At 69.4% G+C, this 20824-nt stretch carries 24 protein-coding genes and 1 tRNA gene; 8 read left to right on the top strand and 17 right to left on the bottom strand.

The features are described 5' to 3' along the window. Positions 1-28: 28 nt before the first annotated feature. Positions 29-943, bottom strand: a complete 915-nt coding sequence (locus AB4112_RS07540) for an alpha/beta fold hydrolase (RefSeq protein ID WP_441718256.1) — start codon at positions 941-943, stop codon at positions 29-31. Between the two features lie 135 nt (positions 944-1078). Between AB4112_RS07540 and AB4112_RS07535 the strand changes: the two genes are divergently transcribed. After that, positions 1079-2047, top strand: coding sequence for a GlxA family transcriptional regulator (locus AB4112_RS07535; protein WP_441718253.1), 969 nt, complete (start codon positions 1079-1081; stop codon positions 2045-2047). 124 nt (positions 2048-2171) lie between these two features. After that, entirely contained in the window at positions 2172-2594 is a 423-nt protein-coding gene (locus AB4112_RS07530; RefSeq protein WP_309792546.1) for a hypothetical protein, read from the top strand. Between the two features lie 195 nt (positions 2595-2789). Here the strand turns inward: AB4112_RS07530 and AB4112_RS07525 are convergent. From AB4112_RS07525 to AB4112_RS07500, 6 genes are all read right to left on the bottom strand, one after another. Next, positions 2790-2865: transfer RNA gene (locus AB4112_RS07525), tRNA-Lys, on the bottom strand. 67 nt (positions 2866-2932) lie between these two features. Continuing rightward, positions 2933-4792 (bottom strand): penicillin-binding protein 2, encoded by a 1860-nt coding sequence (gene mrdA, locus AB4112_RS07520; RefSeq protein WP_309792547.1) that lies wholly within the window; start codon positions 4790-4792, stop codon positions 2933-2935. Between the two features lie 3 nt (positions 4793-4795). Continuing rightward, positions 4796-5314, bottom strand: a complete 519-nt coding sequence (gene mreD, locus AB4112_RS07515; protein ID WP_309792548.1) for a rod shape-determining protein MreD — start codon at positions 5312-5314, stop codon at positions 4796-4798. Then, positions 5311-6180: a rod shape-determining protein MreC gene (gene mreC, locus AB4112_RS07510; protein ID WP_309792549.1), complete on the bottom strand. Its 870-nt coding sequence runs from the start codon at positions 6178-6180 to the stop codon at positions 5311-5313. Before mreC ends, mreD begins: the two co-directional genes overlap by 4 nt. A gap of 85 nt (positions 6181-6265) precedes the next feature. Beyond that, on the bottom strand, positions 6266-7303 hold the full coding sequence (locus tag AB4112_RS07505; RefSeq protein ID WP_309792550.1) for a rod shape-determining protein: 1038 nt from the start codon (positions 7301-7303) through the stop codon (positions 6266-6268). A 150-nt stretch (positions 7304-7453) separates the two neighbouring features. Beyond that, positions 7454-9022 (bottom strand): hypothetical protein, encoded by a 1569-nt coding sequence (locus AB4112_RS07500; RefSeq protein ID WP_309792551.1) that lies wholly within the window; start codon positions 9020-9022, stop codon positions 7454-7456. 197 nt (positions 9023-9219) lie between these two features. Between AB4112_RS07500 and AB4112_RS07495 the strand changes: the two genes are divergently transcribed. From AB4112_RS07495 to AB4112_RS07470, 6 genes are all read left to right on the top strand, one after another. Then, a complete protein-coding gene (locus AB4112_RS07495) occupies positions 9220-9783 on the top strand; it encodes a sigma-70 family RNA polymerase sigma factor (protein ID WP_309792553.1) in 564 nt (187 codons plus the stop codon). A 5-nt stretch (positions 9784-9788) separates the two neighbouring features. Then, the gene (locus AB4112_RS07490) at positions 9789-10544 is read left to right on the top strand and encodes an anti-sigma factor family protein (protein WP_309792554.1); all 756 of its coding nucleotides are present in this window, start codon (positions 9789-9791) and stop codon (positions 10542-10544) included. 46 nt (positions 10545-10590) lie between these two features. After that, positions 10591-11307, top strand: coding sequence for a Bax inhibitor-1/YccA family protein (locus tag AB4112_RS07485; RefSeq protein WP_374710594.1), 717 nt, complete (start codon positions 10591-10593; stop codon positions 11305-11307). A 3-nt stretch (positions 11308-11310) separates the two neighbouring features. After that, the gene (locus AB4112_RS07480) at positions 11311-11907 is read left to right on the top strand and encodes a DUF2076 domain-containing protein (protein WP_309792555.1); all 597 of its coding nucleotides are present in this window, start codon (positions 11311-11313) and stop codon (positions 11905-11907) included. Positions 11908-11970: 63 nt separating this feature from the next. Next, positions 11971-12639 carry a DedA family protein gene (locus AB4112_RS07475; RefSeq protein WP_309792556.1) on the top strand — a complete coding sequence of 223 codons (669 nt, stop codon included), beginning with the start codon at positions 11971-11973 and terminating at the stop codon, positions 12637-12639. Positions 12640-12655: 16 nt separating this feature from the next. Beyond that, complete coding sequence (locus tag AB4112_RS07470; protein WP_441718243.1) at positions 12656-12913, top strand: hypothetical protein; 258 nt, start codon at positions 12656-12658, stop codon at positions 12911-12913. Between the two features lie 39 nt (positions 12914-12952). On the opposite strand, the gene AB4112_RS07465 is transcribed toward AB4112_RS07470, so the two are convergent. The 10 genes from AB4112_RS07465 to AB4112_RS07420 all read right to left on the bottom strand — a co-directional run bounded on the left by AB4112_RS07465 (position 12953) and on the right by AB4112_RS07420 (position 20731). Then, positions 12953-13210, bottom strand: a complete 258-nt coding sequence (locus AB4112_RS07465; RefSeq protein ID WP_441718240.1) for a hypothetical protein — start codon at positions 13208-13210, stop codon at positions 12953-12955. Positions 13211-13285: 75 nt separating this feature from the next. Continuing rightward, positions 13286-13753, bottom strand: a complete 468-nt coding sequence (locus tag AB4112_RS07460) for a GNAT family N-acetyltransferase (RefSeq protein WP_441718237.1) — start codon at positions 13751-13753, stop codon at positions 13286-13288. Then, positions 13750-14727, bottom strand: coding sequence for a DUF4189 domain-containing protein (locus AB4112_RS07455; protein WP_441718234.1), 978 nt, complete (start codon positions 14725-14727; stop codon positions 13750-13752). The genes AB4112_RS07460 and AB4112_RS07455 overlap by 4 nt, the downstream gene beginning before the upstream one ends. Positions 14728-14923: 196 nt before the next feature. Further along, positions 14924-15127 (bottom strand): DUF1127 domain-containing protein, encoded by a 204-nt coding sequence (locus AB4112_RS07450; RefSeq protein ID WP_309792561.1) that lies wholly within the window; start codon positions 15125-15127, stop codon positions 14924-14926. A gap of 10 nt (positions 15128-15137) precedes the next feature. Continuing rightward, positions 15138-16001: an alpha/beta fold hydrolase gene (locus AB4112_RS07445; protein WP_441718231.1), complete on the bottom strand. Its 864-nt coding sequence runs from the start codon at positions 15999-16001 to the stop codon at positions 15138-15140. 3 nt (positions 16002-16004) lie between these two features. Beyond that, positions 16005-16154 (bottom strand): hypothetical protein, encoded by a 150-nt coding sequence (locus AB4112_RS07440; RefSeq protein ID WP_309792563.1) that lies wholly within the window; start codon positions 16152-16154, stop codon positions 16005-16007. A 97-nt stretch (positions 16155-16251) separates the two neighbouring features. Next, a complete protein-coding gene (locus tag AB4112_RS07435; protein WP_441718227.1) occupies positions 16252-17097 on the bottom strand; it encodes a helix-turn-helix transcriptional regulator in 846 nt (281 codons plus the stop codon). Between the two features lie 137 nt (positions 17098-17234). Continuing rightward, a complete protein-coding gene (gene ilvC, locus AB4112_RS07430; RefSeq protein WP_309792565.1) occupies positions 17235-18254 on the bottom strand; it encodes a ketol-acid reductoisomerase in 1020 nt (339 codons plus the stop codon). Positions 18255-18343: 89 nt separating this feature from the next. Then, positions 18344-18868 (bottom strand): acetolactate synthase small subunit, encoded by a 525-nt coding sequence (gene ilvN, locus AB4112_RS07425; protein WP_309792566.1) that lies wholly within the window; start codon positions 18866-18868, stop codon positions 18344-18346. 90 nt (positions 18869-18958) lie between these two features. After that, complete coding sequence (locus tag AB4112_RS07420) at positions 18959-20731, bottom strand: acetolactate synthase 3 large subunit (RefSeq protein ID WP_441718223.1); 1773 nt, start codon at positions 20729-20731, stop codon at positions 18959-18961. Positions 20732-20824 lie beyond the last annotated feature (93 nt).

Here is a 20824-nt window from a genome sequence, read left to right as displayed (position 1 = left end):
TCTTCTCCGCCAACGGGATGGGGGGTGGTCATTCGCCGTCGATGAAGCCGCGCACCAGCGCGACGGTTGCGTCGGAGGCCTCCTCCATCAGCCAGTGGCCGGTGCCCGGCAGCACCACCGCCTTCACATCGCTGGCGACGCTGCGCATGAAGGCGGCGGGATAGGCGCCGAAGGCCTTCTCCCCACCGACCGCCAGCACCGGCATGGCGAGCGTCCCCTGCCCCGGCATCGCGTTGTCGCGGGCGTCCTGGCCGAAGGCGGCGAACTGGGCGAAGGCGGCGCGCATGCCGCCCGGGGCCGCGTATTGCGCGGCGTAATGGTCGCGGGTGTCGTCGCCGATCTTCGCCGGGTCGGCGGCGAAGGCGTTCCAGAAATGGTCGAAATAGATGCGTTCGCGACCCGCCACCAGGCGCTCGGCGTCGGGCCCGCCGAAGTTCCAGTGCCACAGGGCCGGGATCGCCAGCACCTCATCCCAGGGACCGACGCCGGGGATCGGCGCCTCCATGAACACCAGTCGGCTCACCGCATCCGGATACCGCACGGCATAGGCATAGGCGACGATGCCGCCGAGGTCGTGGCCGACCAGGACGGCGCGGTCGAAGCCCAGTGCCTGGACCACCGCGCGGATATCCCCGGCCTGGGTCCGGGCGTCATAGCCGCCCGCCGGGCGCGAGGACCGGCCGAGGCCGCGGAGGTCGGGCACGATGACGGTGTGGTCCCGGGCCAGCACAGCGGCCAGCGGTCCCCACATGTCGCCGCTTTCGGGATGGCCGTGCAGCAGCACCACCGGATCGCCGGCCCCGCCGGACTGGACGAAGATCTCGGCGCCCGGGACGGCGATCATCCGGCTCTCGAACCCGGCCGGAAGCCCCGGCGGCTCGGCGGCGGCCGGCGCTGCGGCGGCCAGGGTCAGGGCGACGGCGGCAAGGGCGAACCTGGTCATGCGAACCTCGACAGGGGGACGGCCGGAGCCGGATGCCGAGACCCTAGGACGGTCGAAGACGTCTCTGAATTGGCAGATCTGACAATCTCCATGCTAAACTTGCCACCCTTCGCGAAGACGGGACAGCGGGCCGGGATGTCGAAATCGATCCATGTCGTGATCTGGCTACCCTCGACCTTCTATTCCGCGGTCGCGGCGACGCTGGTCGAGATGCTGGAGCTGGTGAACAGCCTCCGGCGGGCGCCAGTGTTCTCGGTCGAATTCGTGGCCCGGACGCCGGTCTCGACCGCCACCTCCGGCATCTCCTTCGCCACGGTGGCCGCCCCCTCGAAGCCGATCGACGTGCTGGTGCTGCTGGCGATGCCCGGGCTGGAGGTGCCGGCGCTGCTGCGCGCGCTGGCGGCGGAGAGCCCGGACGCCCAGCCCGTGATCGCCCAGGCGCTGCAGCAGGGCGCGATCATCGCCGCCCATTGCGGCGCCGGCTATTTCCTGGCCGATGCCGGCCTGCTGGATGGCCGGCGCGCCACCATCTCCTGGTGGCTGAAGACCGACGCGCTGCGGCGCTTCCCCCGGGTGCGCTGGGACCCGTCCCGGCTGCTGGTGCGCCAGGGCCGGGTCTACACCTGCGGCGGCGGCTTCTCGGGGCTGGAGTTGGCCAAGGCCCTGCTCAAGGATCTCGGCTTCGTCAAGGAGGAGCGGATCGTGCGCAAGCTGCTGGTCCTGCCGCCGTCACGTCAGTTCCAGAGCCCCTATGAGTTCCCGCTCGAGGACATCCCGCATACGGGCGAGCAGCCGTTCCGGGACCGGCTGGCCGCCTTGGCCGAGGGGAATTTGCCGACGCTCGACCTCGGTTTCCTCGCCGCCCGGCTCGGGCTGTCGCCCCGGACGCTGTCGCGCCGCTTCGTCGAGGAGCTGCAGACCACACCGGGGAAATGGATCCAGGACCGGCGGTTGGAGGCGGCCAAGGACCTGCTGGAGGGAACCAAGCTCGGCGTCGCCGAGATCTGCTACCGTGTCGGCTACCAGGACCCGGCGTCCTTCAGCCGCCTGTTCTCCCGCACCACCGGCCTGTCGCCCGGCGAATACCGGCGCCAGGGCGCCTGACCCGGCGGGCCAGCCCCCTCAAAACCCGAATGCGCGGACGGGCGGCGCACCTTACACTCCGACTGACGGCCGGGGGCTGTCGCTGGCCCGCCATCCCCTGCGGCGGGCCGATCGGGGGGGATCGATGCTTCAAGCGTCCAAGGACCGGCGCCCGCTGACCAGCCGCGACCCCGCCGAGGTGCGCATGCCCGGCCTGGCCGTCGCCCTGCACGCCATCGGGGCCATGCTGTTCATCGCGGGGGCGCTGGTCGGCTACGTCTTCGCCGCCCGGCTGCTGGGCACGGCCGACATGCTCGGCCAGTTCGCCGCCCTGATCCCCGACCGGCCCGCCGACATGCTGGCGATGCCGGACGCCCGGATCACGGCCCTCGCCGACATGATCGGCGACGGGCCGGGGCTGCGCCGACATCTGGTGGTCCAGGCCTGGACCATCGCCGTCGCCGCGGTCCTGTCGGGCCTGATCCTGTGGCTGCTCTGCGCCACCCTGGCCTCCGCGCTGAGCCGTCTGCAGCGCATCGAGGCGGCCCTGCAGCGGCGCCCCGGCTGAACCATCAGCGGACGCCGATCCCAGACTGGGAGTCACGGAGATCTGCTTCATGCCAACCCGATCGCGGTCCGGGCGCTGACCCTGGAGGAGATCGACCGCATCCGCGGATGCCGCTGCGGATCATCCGCGGCGGCACGAGACCCTGAAACGACGAAGGCCCCACAATCTGTGGGGCCCCGGTCATGTTCCGCAAGCTGGTGGGCGCAGTAGGGCTCGAACCTACGACCCGCTGATTAAGAGTCAGCTGCTCTACCAACTGAGCTATGCGCCCGCTTGCTTGGGACGGCCGGTGATATAGCTGCCGCCCGGCCGGGTTGCAACCCTTTCTTCACGAAAGCTCAGCCTTTGTCGTCGGCCTCGCCCGGCGTGCCCGAAACCAGCCGCCGTCCGGACTCCCGCTTCTGGCATTCCTGCAGGATGTCGCGGGCGATCGGCGCCGCGTATTCGCTGCCGCCGCCGCCATGTTCGACCAGCACCGAGCAGGCGTAGCGCGGCGCGCCCAGGGGAGCGTAGGCGACGAACCAGGCGTGGTGGCGCTGGGCCCAGGGCCAGTCGTCGCCGGTGGCGCCGGCGGCGCGCTCGGCCATGGTGATGCGGCGGACCTGGCTGGTGCCGCTCTTGCCGCCCATCTCCATGCCCTTCTGCTTGATCTGCGACCGCTTGCCGGTGCCGCGGCTCATCACCGCCACCGTGCCGTCGATCACCGTGTCGATATGGCCTTTGGCGAAGCCCATCGACGGGAAGTCCGGCGCCTCCGGCGTGGCGTTGGCGCCGATCCCCACGGTCAGCCGCGGCACCACCGCCTTGCCGCCATTCACCAGCCGGGCGGTCATGGTGGCGAGTTGCAGCGGCGTCGCCAGCACATAGCCCTGGCCGATGCCGGCGATCAGCGTTTCGCCCTGCTGCCAGGAGGTGCCCATGGCCCCTTCCTTCCACGCCTTGTCCGGCATCAGCCCGGGGCGTTCGTTCGGCAGGTCGATGCCGAGCCTCTCGCCGATGCCGAACTTGCGGGCGCCCTCGGCCAGCCGGTCGATCCCCAGTCGGCGGGCCATCTCGTAGAAATAGACGTCGCAGGACTGGGCCAGCGCATCGACCACGGTCATGCCGCCGTGGCCGCCGCGCTTCCAGCAATGGAAGCGGTGGTCGCCGAGATCGACATAGCCGGGGCAGTTGACCCGCTGGTCGGGGCTGGTCACCCCGGCCTCCAGCGCCGCGGTGGCCACCGCGATCTTGAAGGTGGACCCCGGCGGGTACTGGCCGTTGACCACCTTGTTGCTGAGGATGCCGTAGGGGTCTTCGACCAGCCGCCGCCAATCGGTCGAGTTGATGCCGTTGGGGAACAGGTTGGCGTCGTAGGACGGGTGCGAGGCCATGGCCAGCACGTCGCCATTGTGCACGTCCATGATCACGGCGGCGGCGCTGAATTCGGTCTTCAGCCGTTCCAGCACATAGCGCTGGAGGTCGAGGTCGAGCGTCAGCCGCACCTCCTGGCCCGGCTTGCCCTCCTCGCGGTTCAGCTCGCGGATCACCCGGCCGACGGCGTTGACCTCGACCTGGCTCGACCCGGCGGCGCCGCGCAGGTCGCCCTCATACTGCCGCTCGATCCCCGACTTACCGACCCGGAAGCCCGGCAGGCCGAGCACCGGCTCGCCGGTCAGGTCCGCCTCGGCCACGGCGCCGACATAGCCGATGATGTGCGCGGTCTCGACCCCGTAAGTGTAGCGGCGGGACTCGCCGACCTCGATCGACAGGCCGGGCAGCTCCGGCCCGTTGACGTCGATCCAGGAGACCTGCTCCCAGCTCAGATTCTCCTTCACCGTCACCGGCACGAAGGCGCGGCGGCGCTTGACGTCGCGGGTGATGCGGACGAAGTCGGCGTCGGTCAGCGGCACGCTCTGCTTCAGCCGGCCGAGCACGGCCTGGAGGTCCTTCGCCTCCTCCGGCACCATCACGACGCGGAAATTCTGGTCATTGACGGCGAGCGGGGTGCCGAACCGGTCGGTGATCAGGCCGCGTGACGGCGCGATCAGCCGCATATTGATGCGGTTGGATTCCGCCAGCACCTTGTAGCGGTCGCTCTGGTTGACCTGCAGGTAGTACAGGCGCCCGCCGAGCACGCCCAGCAGGCCGAGCTTCAGCCCGCCGAGGGCGATGGCGCGGCGGGTGAACCCGCGGGAGCGATCGGCGTCGCGATCCATCGCCTAATCCCCTGCGCGCAGGAAGCCGCGATGCACCTGGATGAACAGCCAGGCCAGCGGCGGAAACAGCGCGATGGTCAGCACGGTCCGGACCAGCACCGGACGGGCCGGCGCCACCGCGAGGTCGTAGAGGCCGGTGCCGATCCATTCGACCAGGCTGACGCCGACGGCGACGGCGGCATAGCCCCCCCACAGCACCACGAAGGGCCGCCCCACCAGGAAGCGGCGCTGGCGCAGCAGCACCCACTGGCACAGCAGCAGGATCGCGGCATGCAGCCCGATCGGCGAATCGGTCAGCACGTCGTGCAGCAGCCCGATGGTGAAGATCAGCCACATCGGCATCAGGTCGGGCCGGTGGACGCCCCAGTAGTAGATCGAGGCCAGCGGCAGCATCGGCGCGATCGCGCTGTAATAGGGCAGATGCGTCGGCGTCACCCCGACCAGCACCAGGATCATCGTCACCGCACCGGGGGCGGCGTGGCGGGCGGCGAGGTCGAGCTTGTGGAGGAGGTCGCCGGTCATTGCGCGAACCCCGGGGCCGGCTGCATCGCCATCCCGGGATCGAGCGCGTGGAAGTCGACGATCTTGACGTAGTTGACCGCCTCGAGCGGCTCGATCGGCTGGACCCGGATGATGCTGTCCTGGGCGGCGGCGACGATGCCGATCGGCAGGCCGGCCGGGAACATGCCGCCGCTGCCGGAGGTGACGATGCGATCGCCGACCCGGATCGACGCGTCGGGCGGCAGGTACAAGAGCCGCGGACGGTCGGTGTTGTCGCCGCCGATGATGGCGCGCTGCTGCGTCCGCTCCACCAGCACCGGGATGCGGGCGTTGAGGTCGGTGATCAGCAGCACCCGGGCGGAGTGCTCGCCGGTCTGCACGATGCGGCCGATCAGGCCGCGGCCGCCCAGCACCGCCTGGCCGTCGCGCACGCCGTTGTCGTAGCCGAGATTGATGGTCAGGCTGCGCACGAAGGCGCCGCCATTGTCGGCGACGACCCGGGCGCTGAGGAAGGAATGGGCCGAATCCGGGGTGTAGTTCAGCAGGTTGCGCAGGGTCAGGTTCTCGGCTTCGAGCCGGAAGGCGACGTCCTGGTACTGCTGCAGCGCCACCAGCTCCTGCTTCAGCCGGGCGTTCTCGCTGCGGATGTCGGACAGCGACTGGAACTCCGACACCAGCTGCGCCACGCTGGCGGCCGGGCGGGACATGGCGTCGAGGATCGGGGCCACGGCATCGACCACGCGGGCGCGGACGCCGTCGACCAGCACCGCGTCGATCTTGCCGACCATCAGCAGGCTGACGGCGGCGAACAGCAGCAGGCCGAAGGAGAATCGGTGCGCCACGGCCCTCAGCGCCGCGATGCGTACCGCCGGTCTGCTCCGTTGCATCACCCGCATGTCCCGTCCGTCGAAGACCGGATTCCCAGAGGGCGGAGAACCGCCCTTTTCGTTATCACCCCAATGCCGTAGCCGATCAATACATGTTGATCAGCACGTGCTTCAGAGTCTTCATCTCTTCGAGAGCGCGGCCGGTGCCGAGCGCGACGCAGGTCAGCGGGTCGTCGGCGATCGAGACCGGCAGGCCGGTGGCGTGGCGCAGCACCAGGTCGAGATTGCCGAGCAGCGAGCCGCCGCCGGTCAGGACGATGCCCTTGTCGACGATGTCGGCCGCCAGTTCCGGCGCGGTGTGCTCCAGCGCCACCTTGACCGCCTCGACGATCTGGCTGACCGGCTCGGCCAGGCTCTCGGCGATCTGGCGTTCGGAGATCAGCAGTTCCTTGGGCACGCCGTTCAGCAGGTCGCGGCCCTTGATCTCCATGTAGCGGCCCTCGCCATCCTCCGGCGGGGCGGCGGAGCCGATCTCCTTCTTGATCCGTTCGGACGAGCCTTCGCCAATCAGCAGGTTATGGTTGCGGCGGATGTACGCGATGATCGCCTCATCCATCTTGTCGCCCCCGACCCGCACCGAGCGCGAATAGACGATGCCGCCAAGCGACAGCACCGCGACCTCTGTGGTGCCGCCACCAATGTCGACCACCATGCTGCCGGTCGGCTCGGTCACCGGCAGCCCGGCACCGATCGCCGCCGCCATCGGCTCCTCGATCAGGTAGACCCGGCGGGCGCCGGCGCTCTCGGCCGATTCCTGGATGGCGCGGCGCTCGACCGCGGTCGACCCCGAGGGCACGCAGATGATCACCTCCGGCGCCGCGAAGCTGCGCCGGTTGTGCACCTTGCGGATGAAATGCTTGATCATCTCCTCCGCCACCTCGAAATCGGCGATGACGCCGTCGCGCAGCGGCCGGATGGCGGTGATGTTGCCGGGCGTGCGGCCCAGCATCTGCTTGGCCTCGTCGCCGACCGCCAAAACCTGTTTCTTGCCCCGGATATTGGCGATCGCCACGACCGACGGTTCGTTCAGGACGATGCCCCGTCCCTTGACGTAGACGAGCGTGTTCGCCGTGCCGAGGTCGATGGCCATATCGGCCGAAAGGAACCCGAAGAAATTGAACATGCGGCCGTGACTTCCTGTCAGCCAAGACTCGGCTGGGAGGCTCCAGAGCGAGAGGCGGAGACGACGGGCCGATCCCGCCGACGCGTTGCTTTAGACCAGCACGGTCCGAGTCTCAAGCGGAGAGTAGGCCGTCGGACGGGTCGCCCGATATCACATTCCGCGCTCGGCCATCGAGCCGCTGACGGTGATGTCGGCGGGCGGCGAGCACTGCCCCGGACGGCGGTAGAGGCAGATCTCGCTGGGGCAACTTTCCAGCCGGTACCCGGTGTTCGGCGGCATCTGCTCGGGACGGGCCATGACGTAGTTGAAGGTCCGGGCGGAGCGCCACAGCCGGCGGGTGTCGTCACCGAACCAGAACACCGGCACGTCGCGATGCAGGGTGGTGTAGCCGGGCAGGTCCCACCATGGCGTCAACAGGCCCAGGCCGCACAGCGCCTCGCGGTCGTGCAGCGCCGTGGTGGTGGCGATGCCGGGGGCGACCTGGAACCATTCCGGCCGCCAGCGGTCGCTGACCGACAGCAGGCCCGAGGCCAGCACCCAGGCGGCGCACAGCACCCCGAGCGCCGCCCAGCGCGGCCCCGGGAACAGTTCACCCAGGCGCCGGGCCAGCCGCTCGGTGCCCAGCGCCGCGAGGATCAGCAGGAAGGGCAGCGCCGGCAGGACGAAGCGGTATTCCTTATGGGCGACGAAGCTGTGCGACAGGATGATGGCGACCGGTACGGCGACCAGCATCGGCTGGCCGCGCACCCCCATCAGGATCAGCGCCCCCATCGGCAGCAGCCACCATGACCAGACCCGGGCGTATTCCTCGAAGTAGAAGCCCCACGGCATGACGCCGAAGCTGCGGCTCTTCTCCTCGACGATGTTGATCCAGAAGTTCTTCAGCACCGACTGGAACGGCCAGCCCAGCGTCGCCCAGTCGAGCAGCCCGTTGCACAGCAGGATCGGCGCCAGCCCTGCCAGCAGCATCGGCCGCAGCCGGCCGCGCCAGTCGCCCCGGCTGGCGACGACGGCGGCGGTCAGGATCGCCGGCAGCAGGTGGAAGCGGAAGACGAAGACCAGCCCAAACAGCAGTCCGGCGGCGATCAGGCGCCGGCGGTCGACCGTCTCGGCGGTCCAGGCCAGCCAGCAACCGATCAGCAGCAGGCTGGTGGCGATCGATTCGGTCAGCGCGGTCGGCGCGTAGTAGATCAGCTCGAACCACACCGTGGTGATGAAGGCGGCCGTCAGCCCCGCCGTCAGCCCCGAGGCGCGCCGGGCCCACAGGAAGGCGGTGACCGGGATGCTCAGCGACAGCGCCGACCACAGCGTCTTCGACACTCCGAGATAGGCGGCCGGGTCGTCGCTGACCCACGACACCGCCTTCATCAGCCCGGCAAGCATGCCCGGCAGCAGCCAGGAGCGGATGCCCTCGCGATACTCCCAGGGCACCATGCCCTGGCCGAAGGCCAGACGGTGCGCCTGCTCGTAGTATTGGAACAGCTCGTCGGCATGAGGAATGCGCGGGAAGGCCAGGCCGAGGGCGACCCGCAACAGCACGCCGAAGACGATCAGCGCGGCGAGTCCGATGGCCCAGCCGGGCCAGCGATCGAGGAGTCCCGGCCGGGACGGATAGGGCAGAGCGACCGAGGCTGCGGCGGCGCCGAGGGGGAGACCCGTGTAGCGATCGGACACAGACGGGTCGACCGATCGGCTTTGCTCCACAGTGTCGTCGGTCATGTCGATCCGAATCGCGGCGAGAAATAATGAAGTGTCGCTGCCTATAACACCGGCAGCGCGGCTTTCGTCTGAAAAAACCTGCCAAAAAGCATCATAACCACAATCTTGTTGAGACTTTGTCCTCATGCGCCGGAACGGTCACGTGCTTGTGCGGGAGGCCGTGGGATGAAAACCGGCATCGGCTGCGTATACTGATCATGAAACGCCGCAAAGACGATTTCGACGTCATCGCCGAGCTGCCGGGGCTGAAGCGCTATGCGCTGGTCCTGACGCGCGATGCCGCCGAGGCCGAGGACCTGCTGCAGGACACCCTGCTGAAGGCCTATGAGGGCCGGCGGAAATGGCAGCCGGACCGGGCGCTGCGCCCCTGGCTGTTCGCCATCATGCACAACGCCCATGTCTCGCGCCTCCGCGGCCGCCGCGCCGAGGACGCCCGCATCGTCCAGGCGACGCAGTTCGCGCCGCAGAGCGGGGCTCCGGTGCAGGATTCGCGCGTCCAGCTGGCCCAGGTGCAGCGGGCGATGCTGGGCCTGCCGGAGGAGCAGCGCGAGGCCCTGCTGCTCGTGGCGGTGGAGGAGTTCCGCTACCAGGAGGCGGCCACCATCCTGGACATCCCGATCGGCACGCTGATGTCGCGCCTGGGCCGCGCCCGGGCGGCGCTGCGCGAGGCCGCCGGAGCGGCCGCTGACGAGACCGCAACCGACCACACCGCACCCGGTCCCGGCGGCCCGGCCTCGCCGCGGCTGCGGCTGGTGGAGTGACGCCCATGACCCACCCTCCCCTCACCGAAGCCGAGATCCAGGCCTATATCGACGGCGAGCTGGACCTGCCTCGCCGGATCGAGGTCGAAGCCTATCTCGAGGCCAACCCGCCGGTGGCGGCGCAGGTGATGGCCGACCTGCGCATGCGCGACGCGCTGCGCCTGGCCTTCGCCGAGGATGGCGGCGTCCGCGTCGCCAGCTACGAGAACGCGAGGGCGCTGGGCCGCGCCGTGCGCTGGCGCCGCCTGACCGTGCGGCTGCGCCGGGTCGCGGCCGTGGTGCTGCTGGTCGGGCTGGGCTGGGGTGCCCAGTCGGTCCTGGGCGTGACCCGGATCGACCCCGCCGCGGCCACCATCCCGGCCTATGCCGACGAGGCCGGCGACGCCTACCGCACCGTGCTCTACCGCCACCTGGTCGACCCGGCGGAGCCCAAGGGCGGCATGCCCGCCGACGCCCTGGCCGAGGCGCCGATCTCGCTGCCCGACCTGCCGGCAGGCTGGTCGATCCGGTCGATCGAGGTGGTGCCCTGGGACGGCGGATCCGGCTTCGAGGCAACCATCGACACCGACCGGTTCGGGCTGGTGACGCTGTTCGCCGCCGCCAGCGACGGCTTCGACGTGCAGCAGCCGCAGGCCCAGCGGGCGAAGGACGTCACCGTCGCCTACTGGCAGGTCGGCCCGGCGGTCTACGCGCTGTGCGCCGAGGCGCCGGCCGCGGACCTGCTGGGCGCCGCCAACACCCTGGCCGAGACCCTCTACTGAGATTGCCTCCCCTCTTACTGACTTTGCTTCAAGGAGCGAGCAAGCCATGAACATGCAACAGTACCAGTGGCAAGGAACGGCGCGCGCCACAGCCGCCGAACTCGATGCCGGGCTGCGCCAGCACATGCTGCGCGTCTTCAACTACATGGGCCTCGGCCTGGTCCTGACCGGCGTCGTCGCCTATTTCGTTGGCAGCAGCCCGGCGATCTACATGCCGATCTTCACCACGCCCCTGAAATGGGTGGTGATGCTGGCGCCGCTGGCCTTCGTGTTCTTCCTGTCCTTCCGCATCCACGCCATCTCGTCTTCCACGGCGCAGGCGGTGTTCTGGGCCTTCTGCGGCGTGATGGGCCTGTCGATGGCGTCGATCTTCCTGGTCTTCACCGGGACCAGCATCGCCCGCACCTTCATGATCACCGCGGTCATGTTCGGCTCGATGAGCCTGTACGGCTACACCACCAAGGCCGACCTCTCGCGCTTCGGGTCGTTCCTGATGATGGGCCTGATCGGCATCATCATCGCCAGCGTGGTCAACATCTTCCTCGGCTCGACGGCGCTGCAGTTCATCGTCTCGGTCGCCGGCGTGCTGATCTTCACCGGCCTGACCGCCTGGGATACCCAGCGGATCAAGGAGGAATACGCCGAGCACTACGACAGCGAGAGCCTGAACAAGATGGCGGTGATGGGCGCGCTGTCGCTGTACCTGAACTTCATCAACATGTTCCAGCTGCTGCTGAACCTGACCGGCAGCCGGGAGGAGTAAGGCGTGTACGACACCGAAAAGAGCGCGATCGACGACCTGTTCGTCAAGCTGGCCCGGGCCGAGCGTGACGGCGGCCCGCGCGACGAGGGCGCCGAGGGCCTGATCCGCCGGCGCCTGGGTGAGCAGCCCGCCGCGCCCTACTACATGGCCCAGGTCATCCTGGTGCAGGAGCAGGCGCTGGAGGCGGCGCAGCAGAAGATCAACGAGCTGGAGCGGCGCGCCGCCCAGCCGGCGGCCGGCGGCTTCCTGGCCGGGCTGTTCGGCGGCGGCCAGCCGCTGCGGCCGCGGTCGGCGCCGCAGCCGGGCTGGGGCCAGGGCAACCCCGGCGGGCAGGGCTATGGCCGCCAGGGCTATGGTGGTCAGGGCGTCGGCGGCCAGGGCTTCGGCGGCCAGGGCGCCCCGCGCGGCGGCGGCTTCATGGCCGGCGCGATGCAGACCGCCATGGGCGTCGCCGGCGGCCTGGTCGTCGGCAACCTGCTGATGGACGCGTTCTCGTCGGACATCGGCCAGGTGGCCACCGACGTCACCCAGGGCGCCACCGACGCCGCATCCGATCTGGCGGCCGACGCCGGGTTCGATATGGGCGACGAAATCCTGTAAACTCGGGCCGGGGGCGTTCGCGCCTCCGGCCTCCCCCATTCCGTGAGCCGATCGGACCGCACGTTGGAAACCTTCGTCGCCCAGGTCACGCAGTTCATCGCCGACAACCAGGCCTGGGCCGGGCCGATCCTGTTCCTGCTGGCCTTCGGCGAATCCATGGCCGTGGTCGGCCTGTTCGTCCCCTGCACCGCACTGATGCTGGCCACCGGCGCGCTGGTCGGCGGCGGCCTGCTGCATCCGGCGCCGGTCATCCTGTGGTCGATCGCCGGGGCCGTGCTGGGGGACGCCGTCTCCTACTGGCTGGGGCAGAAGCTGGGCCCGAACGCCCGCAATGTCTGGCCGTTCTCGCGCGACCGGGCGATGATCGCCAAGGGCCGGCTGTTCTTCCGGCGCTGGGGCACCGCCTCGATCTTCCTCGGCCGCTTCCTGGGGCCGCTGCGCGCCGTGGTGCCGCTGATCGCCGGCATCATGCGCATGCGCCCGGTCCGCTTCCAGGTCGCCAATGTGCTGTCGGCGATCGTCTGGGTGCCGGCGATGCTGGCGCCCGGCTGGCTGGTGGCGCAGGGCGTCGGCGAGCTCAGCGGCATCGGCGAGACCCAGTGGATCCTGTTGACCGGCGGCCCGCTGCTGGCCGGGGCCCTGACCCTGGCCGCCTTCGCCAAACTGGCGTCGCGCCGAACGGTTCCTGCCCGGGCGCGCCGCAACCGTGCTACGGTCGGGGATCACGGCTGACCGAGGACATCCCGCCATGGGTTTGAGCGGCATCAAGCTTCTGATCATCGCCGCGGTCGTCGGGATCCTGTTCCTGCCGATGCTGCTGCGCCAGGCGCGGGCGATTCCCGCGCTGCTGGACCAGGCGCGCACCGCCTTCGGCGGCGAGGACGAGCCGGATCCGTCCGGCCAGCAATCCCGGCCGGCCCCCGCCCCACAGCCGGTGCCGCCCTCCAGCGTCGCCGAGCGGTTGGGCCGCGGCATCGGCCGGACGCTGCAGCGCCTCCGCCGCTGATCCCATCTCGATGGGGTAGCTGCGCCGACGTCCCGCCGCTCAGGCGTCCTGGGTCGCGTCGGCCTGGGAGCGGCGGTCGTAGAGGTCCAGCACCATGTCGCGGCCGGACGGTCCCAGCAGTTCGAACGCCGCCAGCGGGTGGCTGTAGGGCTGCGGCAGCTGGTCCAGGCGGTTCAGCAGCAGCGCCACCGCGCAGGCGTCGCGGGGCGAGAGCAGGCGCAGGTTGTCCGGGTCGGATGTCGCCAGCTGGACCAGCCGGGCGAGGTGGGCCACGTCGTCGTCGCTGTAGGTCGGCATGTCATGTCCCGGAGATGAGGTCGGCCGGCGCCGATCCTACGGCCAATGTTGACCTTGGACCAGGGAACCGCGGGATCAGGCGGTGAGCTCGGCCTTCATCCGCGGCAGCATGCGGCCGGGGATGGCGTCGGACGGCGCCTGGCCGACCGTCGTCGCCCCCATCGCCCGGTAGAACGGCTCGGCCCCGGGATCGGCGAGGATCCAGAGGGTGCCCGCCCCGCCGGCGCACGCCAGGGCGACGGCATGGCGGTACAGGGCGCGGCCGGCCCCCTGCCCCATCGCCGCCGGGTCGACGAACAGCAGTTCGAGCTCCGCCGTGCCGTCCGCGATGCTGACGCTGCCGATCCCCAGCGGCCGGTCGCCGCCGTCGACCGCGACGAAGACGCCCCCCGCGCGGATCGCCTCGGGCGTCACCCGCAGCACGTCCCGCACCTGCGCCATGAAGGCGGCGTCATAGCCCCAATGCGCCTTGGACCGCAGCACCAGCGCGGACAGCGCCGCCGCCTCCTCCGGCCGCGCCGGCCGGATCGCCGGCGCCGTCACTTCCCGCCCCCCTGGTCGCCGGGGATGGGGTTCGGATAGCGCCGGCCGGAGCACCGCACCGCCCCGTCGCACGCCCCGTATTTGTCGACGCATTGCTTCGTCGCCTTGGCCCCGGCGACGGCGGGGTCCACGTTCATCGCGATCTCGTAGACCGGCCGCTTGTCGCTCGGCCACGCCATCCCGGCGCAGCTGCTTTCGAAGGTTCCAGCGATCTTGCAGCCCTGGCATTTCGACAGCGCGACCGTCTCGGCGGCCCTTCGGCTGGGGTGGCCGTAGCTGGTCTGGATCTGGTCGCCGTCGGAGGCCAGGGCGCCCCAGTACTCCCGGTCGTCGAGTTCGGCGGACAGCTGCTCGATCTCGTCGACGGTCGCGGTCTTGGCGCTCTCGTTGTCGGCGGCGCTGTATGCCGGGCCGGAGCAGATCGGCGGCACCCAGAGGCGGCAGATCACATAGCTGTCGGCGCCCGCCTTCTCGCAGGCGTCGAGGGCCTGCCGCGCCGCACCGCGCCAGGAGGTGTCGTATCCGGCGGTCGTCTGCCCGTTCTGGGTGAGCGCGATGGCGCCGCATTGGTTGCCGAACCAGCCGAGCGACTGGCAGTCCTTTCCGGTCGCCTTGCCGCAGGCCTCGATCGCGCCGGCTTCGGCCGCCTCGTGGCTCTCGTAGAAGGTCGACCAGAACAGCTGCCGATACTCCGGATCGGTGGCGTAGGCCCCGTACTGATCCGGCGGCGGTGACGGCGGCGCATCGTCGGGGGCCGGCTCCTGATAGTCGGGCTGGGGATACCGGCTGCCCGGCATGCAGCTGGTCCTGAGCTGCAGGGTGCCGTTGGCGGGGTCGGTGAACTGCTCCTGGTAGGGCATCATCCCGTCCGGGCAGCCATCCTCCGCATGCGCCGGATGGCCGGGACCGAACAGCCCGATCAGAAAGACCGCCGGAATGAGGAAACAGCCCGCCAGCGTCCGGTGACCCACCATCCCCACCTCCTGCGCCATCCCGATCGGCATGGCGCCATGCGACATCGGGGATTCCACCTCCACCTACCGCGGGATCGTGGCCGACGGAAGGCATGTTCGCCCAAAAGAAAAGGGCCCCTCACGGGGCCCTCTTCGTTTCGCCGGACCGATCCCGGGCGGGGTCTTCGCCTTATGGTCCGGCGGTGGAGACGAAGCGTCAGCCTTTCCAGAACGGCCTGGCCGATTCGTGGAAGGCGGCGCTGCGATCCAGCCCGAGATCCCGCAGCTCGTGGTCGCTCAGCGTGTCGAGCCGGCGTCGGGTTCGCGACCGCCGCAGCCACAGCGCCGCGGTTTGCATCAGGCCCTGGATCAGGCCGGGGCGAAGGACGGAACCAGGACGTTCCAGAACGCGTGTCGACATCACCAACCTCCTACAGGTCCAGCCAGTGCGCGCGCAGTTCGCGATTGAACTCCTCCGCACGCTCCTCAGGGAAAAACAGCCGCGCGCCCTTCAGTTCGACGCGCCGGCGGGTGCCGGGGATCGCCTCGGCCAGCCAGTGCGACCATTGCACGCCGAAATAGATGTCGTCCGTGCCCCAGACGATCAGCGTCGGCGCCGTCAGCGCCCGCAGCTGTGCTTCCACCGCCAGCGTGTGCCGGCTGTCGAAGGCGGCCAGGAAACGCTGGAAGTCACGCGTGCGCTGCTCGGTGCTCACCAGCGGGCGCAGATAGGCTTCGATGGCGTCGTCCGGCAGGGTTTCGGGATGCTCGTAGGCCGGACCCAAGGCCTGGGCCGAGCGGTAGAAGCCCTTGTCCACCAGCATGGCGTTGAGCGCGCCGCGCAGCCCGCCGGCCGCCGCCATCTCGAGGAAGGGTTTGAACGCCTCCGGCGGCCAATTGTCCTGCGCATCGCAATCGGTGAGGGTGAGGCTGCGCACCCGGGCGGGGTTCAGCGCCGCGAAGATCTGGGCGATGCCGCCGCCGCTGTCGTTGCCGACCAGGTCCACCTGGTCGATCTGCAGGGCGTCGAGGAACTCCCGCAGCATGGTGGCGTTGGCGGTCACCGACACGTCCTGGTCCGGCGCGATCTCGGTGTCGCCATGGGCCAGCAGGTCGACCGCGATGCAGCGGCGCAGATCGGACAGCTGCGCCAGCTGGTGGCGCCACAGATGCCCGTTGAGCAGGACGCCGTGCACGAACAGGGCGACCGGGCCGGCGCCCGCCTCGGTGTAGCTGATGCGGCCCGACGGCGTCACGATGCTGCGCCGGGTCACGGCCGCGTGATCGAAATCCATCGCTCATTCCCCGCCCGAGGTCGAGGCGTCGGCTTCCCGCAGCGCTTGCGCGCAGTCGTCGCAGCACACCTCCACCGTCTGGCCGCCGATCTTCACCTTGATGGTCTCGGCATCCAGCTCGCAGTCGCAGGCCGCACAGGTTCTCTCGGTCATCGCGGACATCTCCTGATCTGCCCGACGTCCGGGCAGACACAGAAAGAGCATTTTCGCGATCGCGGCCGCTGTCGGATTCTTTAGTGACTTGAAGCCGTCAGCGCAGATGGACCGAGCGCTGGAACTCCGCCGGCGTGCGGCCATAGGCCTGCCGGAAGGCGGAGCTGAAATGGCTGTGGCTGGAAAAACCCAGATCCAGGCCCAGGGCGGTGAGGTCGCCGTATTCGCCCAGCAGGTCCAGCGCGCGCGCCAGCCGCAGCCGCAGCTGGTAGCGGTACAGCGGCATGGCCTCGACCTGCTGGAACACCTGCGTCAGATACACCGGCGAGACACCGACCTCCGCCGCGATCTCGGCCAGCGTCCAGCGCCGCGCCAGGTCGGACGACAGCACCAGTTTGGCGCGGTCCACCAGCTTCTGCCGGCCCTGGCTGGCCCCGGCGGCATGCGAGGTCCGCTCGCCCATAGCACGCCGCACCAGCGTCAGCGCCAGGGTTTCAGCTTCGAGCGTCTCGGCCGCCCCGCGGACCAGGCTGTGCCGCAGCAGCGCCACCAGCGCCTGGGTGCGGGCATCGACGCGCAGGCGCTGCCGGCGGAACGCCAGCACCCCGCCCTCGCGCAGCTGCGCCTTGGGCGCCAGCTCCTGCAGAAAGGTCTCGCCGATCACCAGATCCAGGCTGGCGTCGCCGCCCTCGACGGGATGGCTGACGCGATAGGCTTCCCCCTGGTTGAAGAACAGCACCTGGTTGGCCTCAGCCACCGCATCGTCCTGGCCCTGGTGGCGCACATAGACGCCGCGATAGGGAAACACCAGGTGGGTGGAGTTCGGGCATTCCTCGGCGCTCTTGTGCCGGCACTCGCCACGGCAGGCGATGTCGCGGATCGCGACGGTCCCGGTGTCCAGAAGCTGCTGAACGGAGAATTCCGCCGTGGAGTCCGCGGCCATCCGATGTCTCTCGACCCATTCTCCAGTCGCAGGCGCCTGCGCTGGCGCCCCATCATACCCTGTCGGACACCGCCCGCCGCACAAAAGAAAAGGGCCCCTCGCGGGGCCCTCCTCGTTTCGCCGGACGGGCGTCCGGATCAGTTCTTGGCCTTGTCGACCAGCTTGTTCTTGGCGATCCACGGCATCATCGCGCGCAGCTTCTCGCCGACCTTCTCGATGTCGTGCTCGGCATGGCGGCGGCGGGTGGCCTTGAAGCTGGCCTGGCCGACCTTGTTCTCCAGCATCCAGTCGCGGGTGAAGCGGCCCGACTGGATGTCCTCCAGAACCCGCTTCATCTCCTTCTTGGTCTCTTCGGTGATGATGCGCGGGCCGGTCGAGTAGTCGCCGTATTCCGCGGTGTTGGAGATCGAGTAGCGCATGTTGGCGATGCCGCCCTCATACATCAGGTCGACGATCAGCTTGACCTCGTGCAGGCACTCGAAATAGGCCATTTCAGGCGCGTAGCCGGCCTCGACCAGGGTCTCGTAGCCGGCGACGATCAGGGCGGTCAGGCCGCCGCACAGCACCGCCTGCTCACCGAACAGGTCGGTCTCGCACTCTTCCTTGAAGGTGGTCTCGATGATGCCGGCGCGGCCGCCGCCGATCGCCGAGGCGTAGGACAGGCCGATGTCGAGCGCGGCGCCGGTGGCGTTCTGGTCGACCGCGATCAGGCAGGGCACGCCGCCGCCCTTCTCGTATTCGGAGCGCACGGTGTGGCCCGGGCCCTTCGGCGCGACCATGAACACGTCGAGGTCCTTGCGCGCCTCGATCAGGTTGAAGTGCACGTTCAGGCCGTGCGCGAAGGCGATGGCGGCGCCTTCCTTCATGTTCGGCGCCAAGTCGCGGGCATAGATCTCGGCCTGCAGCTCGTCCGGCGTGCACATCATCAGCACGTCGCCCCACTTGGCGGCGTCGGCCGGCGACATCACCGTGAAGCCGGCAGCCTCGGCCTTCTTCACCGTGGCGCTGTCGGGACGCAGCGCGATGCGCACATCCTTGGCGCCGCTGTCGCGCAGGTTGGCGGCATGGGCATGGCCCTGGCTGCCGTAGCCGACGATGACGACCTTCTTCGACTTGATCAGGTTCACATCCGCGTCGCGGTCATAATAAACGCGCATAACTCTGTCCTCTCACACGATGCCGGGGCGGCCCGGCCTTTCCTACACGACGATGGGAGCGGCCGGTCAAGAGCCGGCCGCGATGGGAGTTAGTCGGCGTTCAGGAGCCCTTCGGGCCCCCGAGCGATGGCGACCACACCGGTCCGGCTGACATCGACCAGGCCGAGCGGGATCATCAGCTGAATGAAGGCGTTGATCTTCTGCGACGATCCGGTGACCTCGAACACGAAGCTCTCGGTCGTCGAATCCACGGCGCGGGCCCGGAACACGTCGGCGATGCGCAGGCTTTCGATGCGCTTGTCGCCGGCGCCGCGGACCTTAACCAGGGCGAGCTCACGCTCGACCGCCGGCCCGTCCAGGGTCAGGTCATGGACGCTGTGCACCAGCACCAGCCGGTCGAGCTGGGCCTTGATCTGCTCGATGATCATCGGCGTCCCTGATGTGACGACGGTGATGCGGGACAGGTTCCGCGCGGCCTCGACCTCGGCCACGGTCAGGCTTTCGATGTTGTAGCCGCGGCCGGAGAACAGGCCGATGACGCGGGCCAGCGCGCCGGGCTCGTTGTCGACCAGCACGGCGATGGTGTGGGTTTCGATATGGGTCTGCGGGGTCATGCGATGGGTCCGGGGGTCACGAGACGAGGGTCGAGGCCGGCCTCGGAAGCATAGTGCGAGCCGGCCTCGGCGAAGTGTGTCGTCCGCGACTTATACCAGCACCATCCCCTCCTCCGAGGTCGGCTTGGCGGCCTGGTCGGACGGCCCCAGCAGGATCTCGTTGTGCGCGGCGCCGCCCGGGATCATCGGGAAGCAGTTCTCCAGCTTCGAGACCTGCATGTCCACCACCACCGGCCCGTCGATCCGCAGCATCTCGCGGATGACGTCGTCGGCCTCGCCCATGCAGGTGGCGCGCAGTCCGGTCAGGCCGAAGGCCTCGGCCAGCTTGACGAAGTCCGGTAGCGCCTCGGAATAGCTCTCCGAGTAGCGCTCGCCGTGCAGCAGCTCCTGCCACTGCCGGACCATGCCCATCCAGAAGTTGTTGACGATGAAGATCTTCACCGGCAGCCGGTACTGGGCGATGGTCGACAGCTCCTGGATGTTCATCAGCGTGGAGGCCTCGCCGCCGACATCGATCACCAGCGCCTCGGGATGGGCGATCTGCACCCCGACCGCGGCCGGCAGGCCGTAGCCCATGGTGCCGAGGCCGCCGGAGGTCATCCAGCGGTTCGGCTTCTGGAACGGGATCAGCTGCGCCGCCCACATCTGGTGCTGGCCGACCTCGGTGGTGATGAACACGTCGTCGCGATCGGCGGTCAGCTCGGCCAGACGCTTGATCGCATATTGCGGCTTGATCACCGCGTCATGCGACTTGTCCTGGCTGAAGTGCAGGCAGTTGCGCGCCTGCCACTGCTTGATCTGGCTCCACCAATTGGCCAGCGCCTTTTCGCGCGGCTTCAGGCCGCGGCGCTTCCACGCCTCGACCATCGCCCGGATCACCTTGCCGGCGTCACCGATGATCGGCAGGTCGACATGTACGTTCTTGTTGATCGAGGACGGGTCGATGTCGACATGGATCTTGGTCGCACCCGGCGAGAAGGCGCTGATCTTGCCGGTCACCCGGTCGTCGAAGCGCGAGCCTAGCGCGACCATGAGGTCGGAACCATGCATCGCCAGGTTGGCCTCGTAGGTGCCGTGCATCCCGAGCATGCCCAGGAACCGCGGGTCCGAGGCCGGCAGGGCGCCAAGGCCCATCAGGGTCGAGGTGCAGGGGAAGCCGGTCAGTTCGACCAGCTCGCGCAGCGCCTCGGACGCCGCCGGGCCGGAGTTGATGATGCCGCCGCCGGTGTACAGGATCGGCCGCTCGGCCTTGACCATCAGGTCGATCGCCTGCTCGATCAGCGCCGGGTCGGGCTCGGTCCGCGGCCGGTAGGTGCGGTGCTCGACATGCTCCGGCGGGGTGTAGACGCCGTCGGCGAACTGCACGTCCTTCGGCAGGTCGATGACGACCGGGCCGGGCCGGCCGCTGCGGGCGACGTAGAACGCTTCATGCACCGTGCGGGCCAGGACGTTCACGTCCTTCACCAGGTAGTTGTGCTTGGTGCAGGGCCGCGTGATGCCCGTGGTGTCGGCTTCCTGGAACGCGTCGTTGCCGATCAGATGCGTCGGCACCTGCCCGGTCAGGCAGACGATCGGGATCGAATCCATCAGCGCGTCGGTCAGGCCGGTCACCGCGTTGGTCGCGCCCGGGCCGGAGGTAACGAGGACGACGCCGACCTTGCCGGTCGAGCGGGCATAGCCTTCCGCCGCGTGCACCGCCGCCTGTTCGTGCCGGACCAGGATGTGGCGGATCGCGTTCTGCTTGAAGATCGCGTCGTAGATCGGAAGGACAGCCCCGCCCGGATACCCGAAGATTACCTCTACGCCCTGGTCCCGAAGGGCGCGCAGAAGGATTTCGGCTCCGGTCAGCGTTTCTGTCGACATCGCATCCTCTGGTGCGGCCTCTGGGGCCGCGTCTCTGAATGCGGCCCCCTCCGGCCGCGGCGTTCAACGTTGGGGATCAACGAGGGTCGGCAA

The organism is Inquilinus sp. 2KB_23 (genome assembly GCF_052115705.1).
GTDB lineage: Bacteria > Pseudomonadota > Alphaproteobacteria > DSM-16000 > Inquilinaceae > Inquilinus > Inquilinus ginsengisoli_A.
This window is presented reverse-complemented; position numbering and strand designations above follow the sequence as displayed.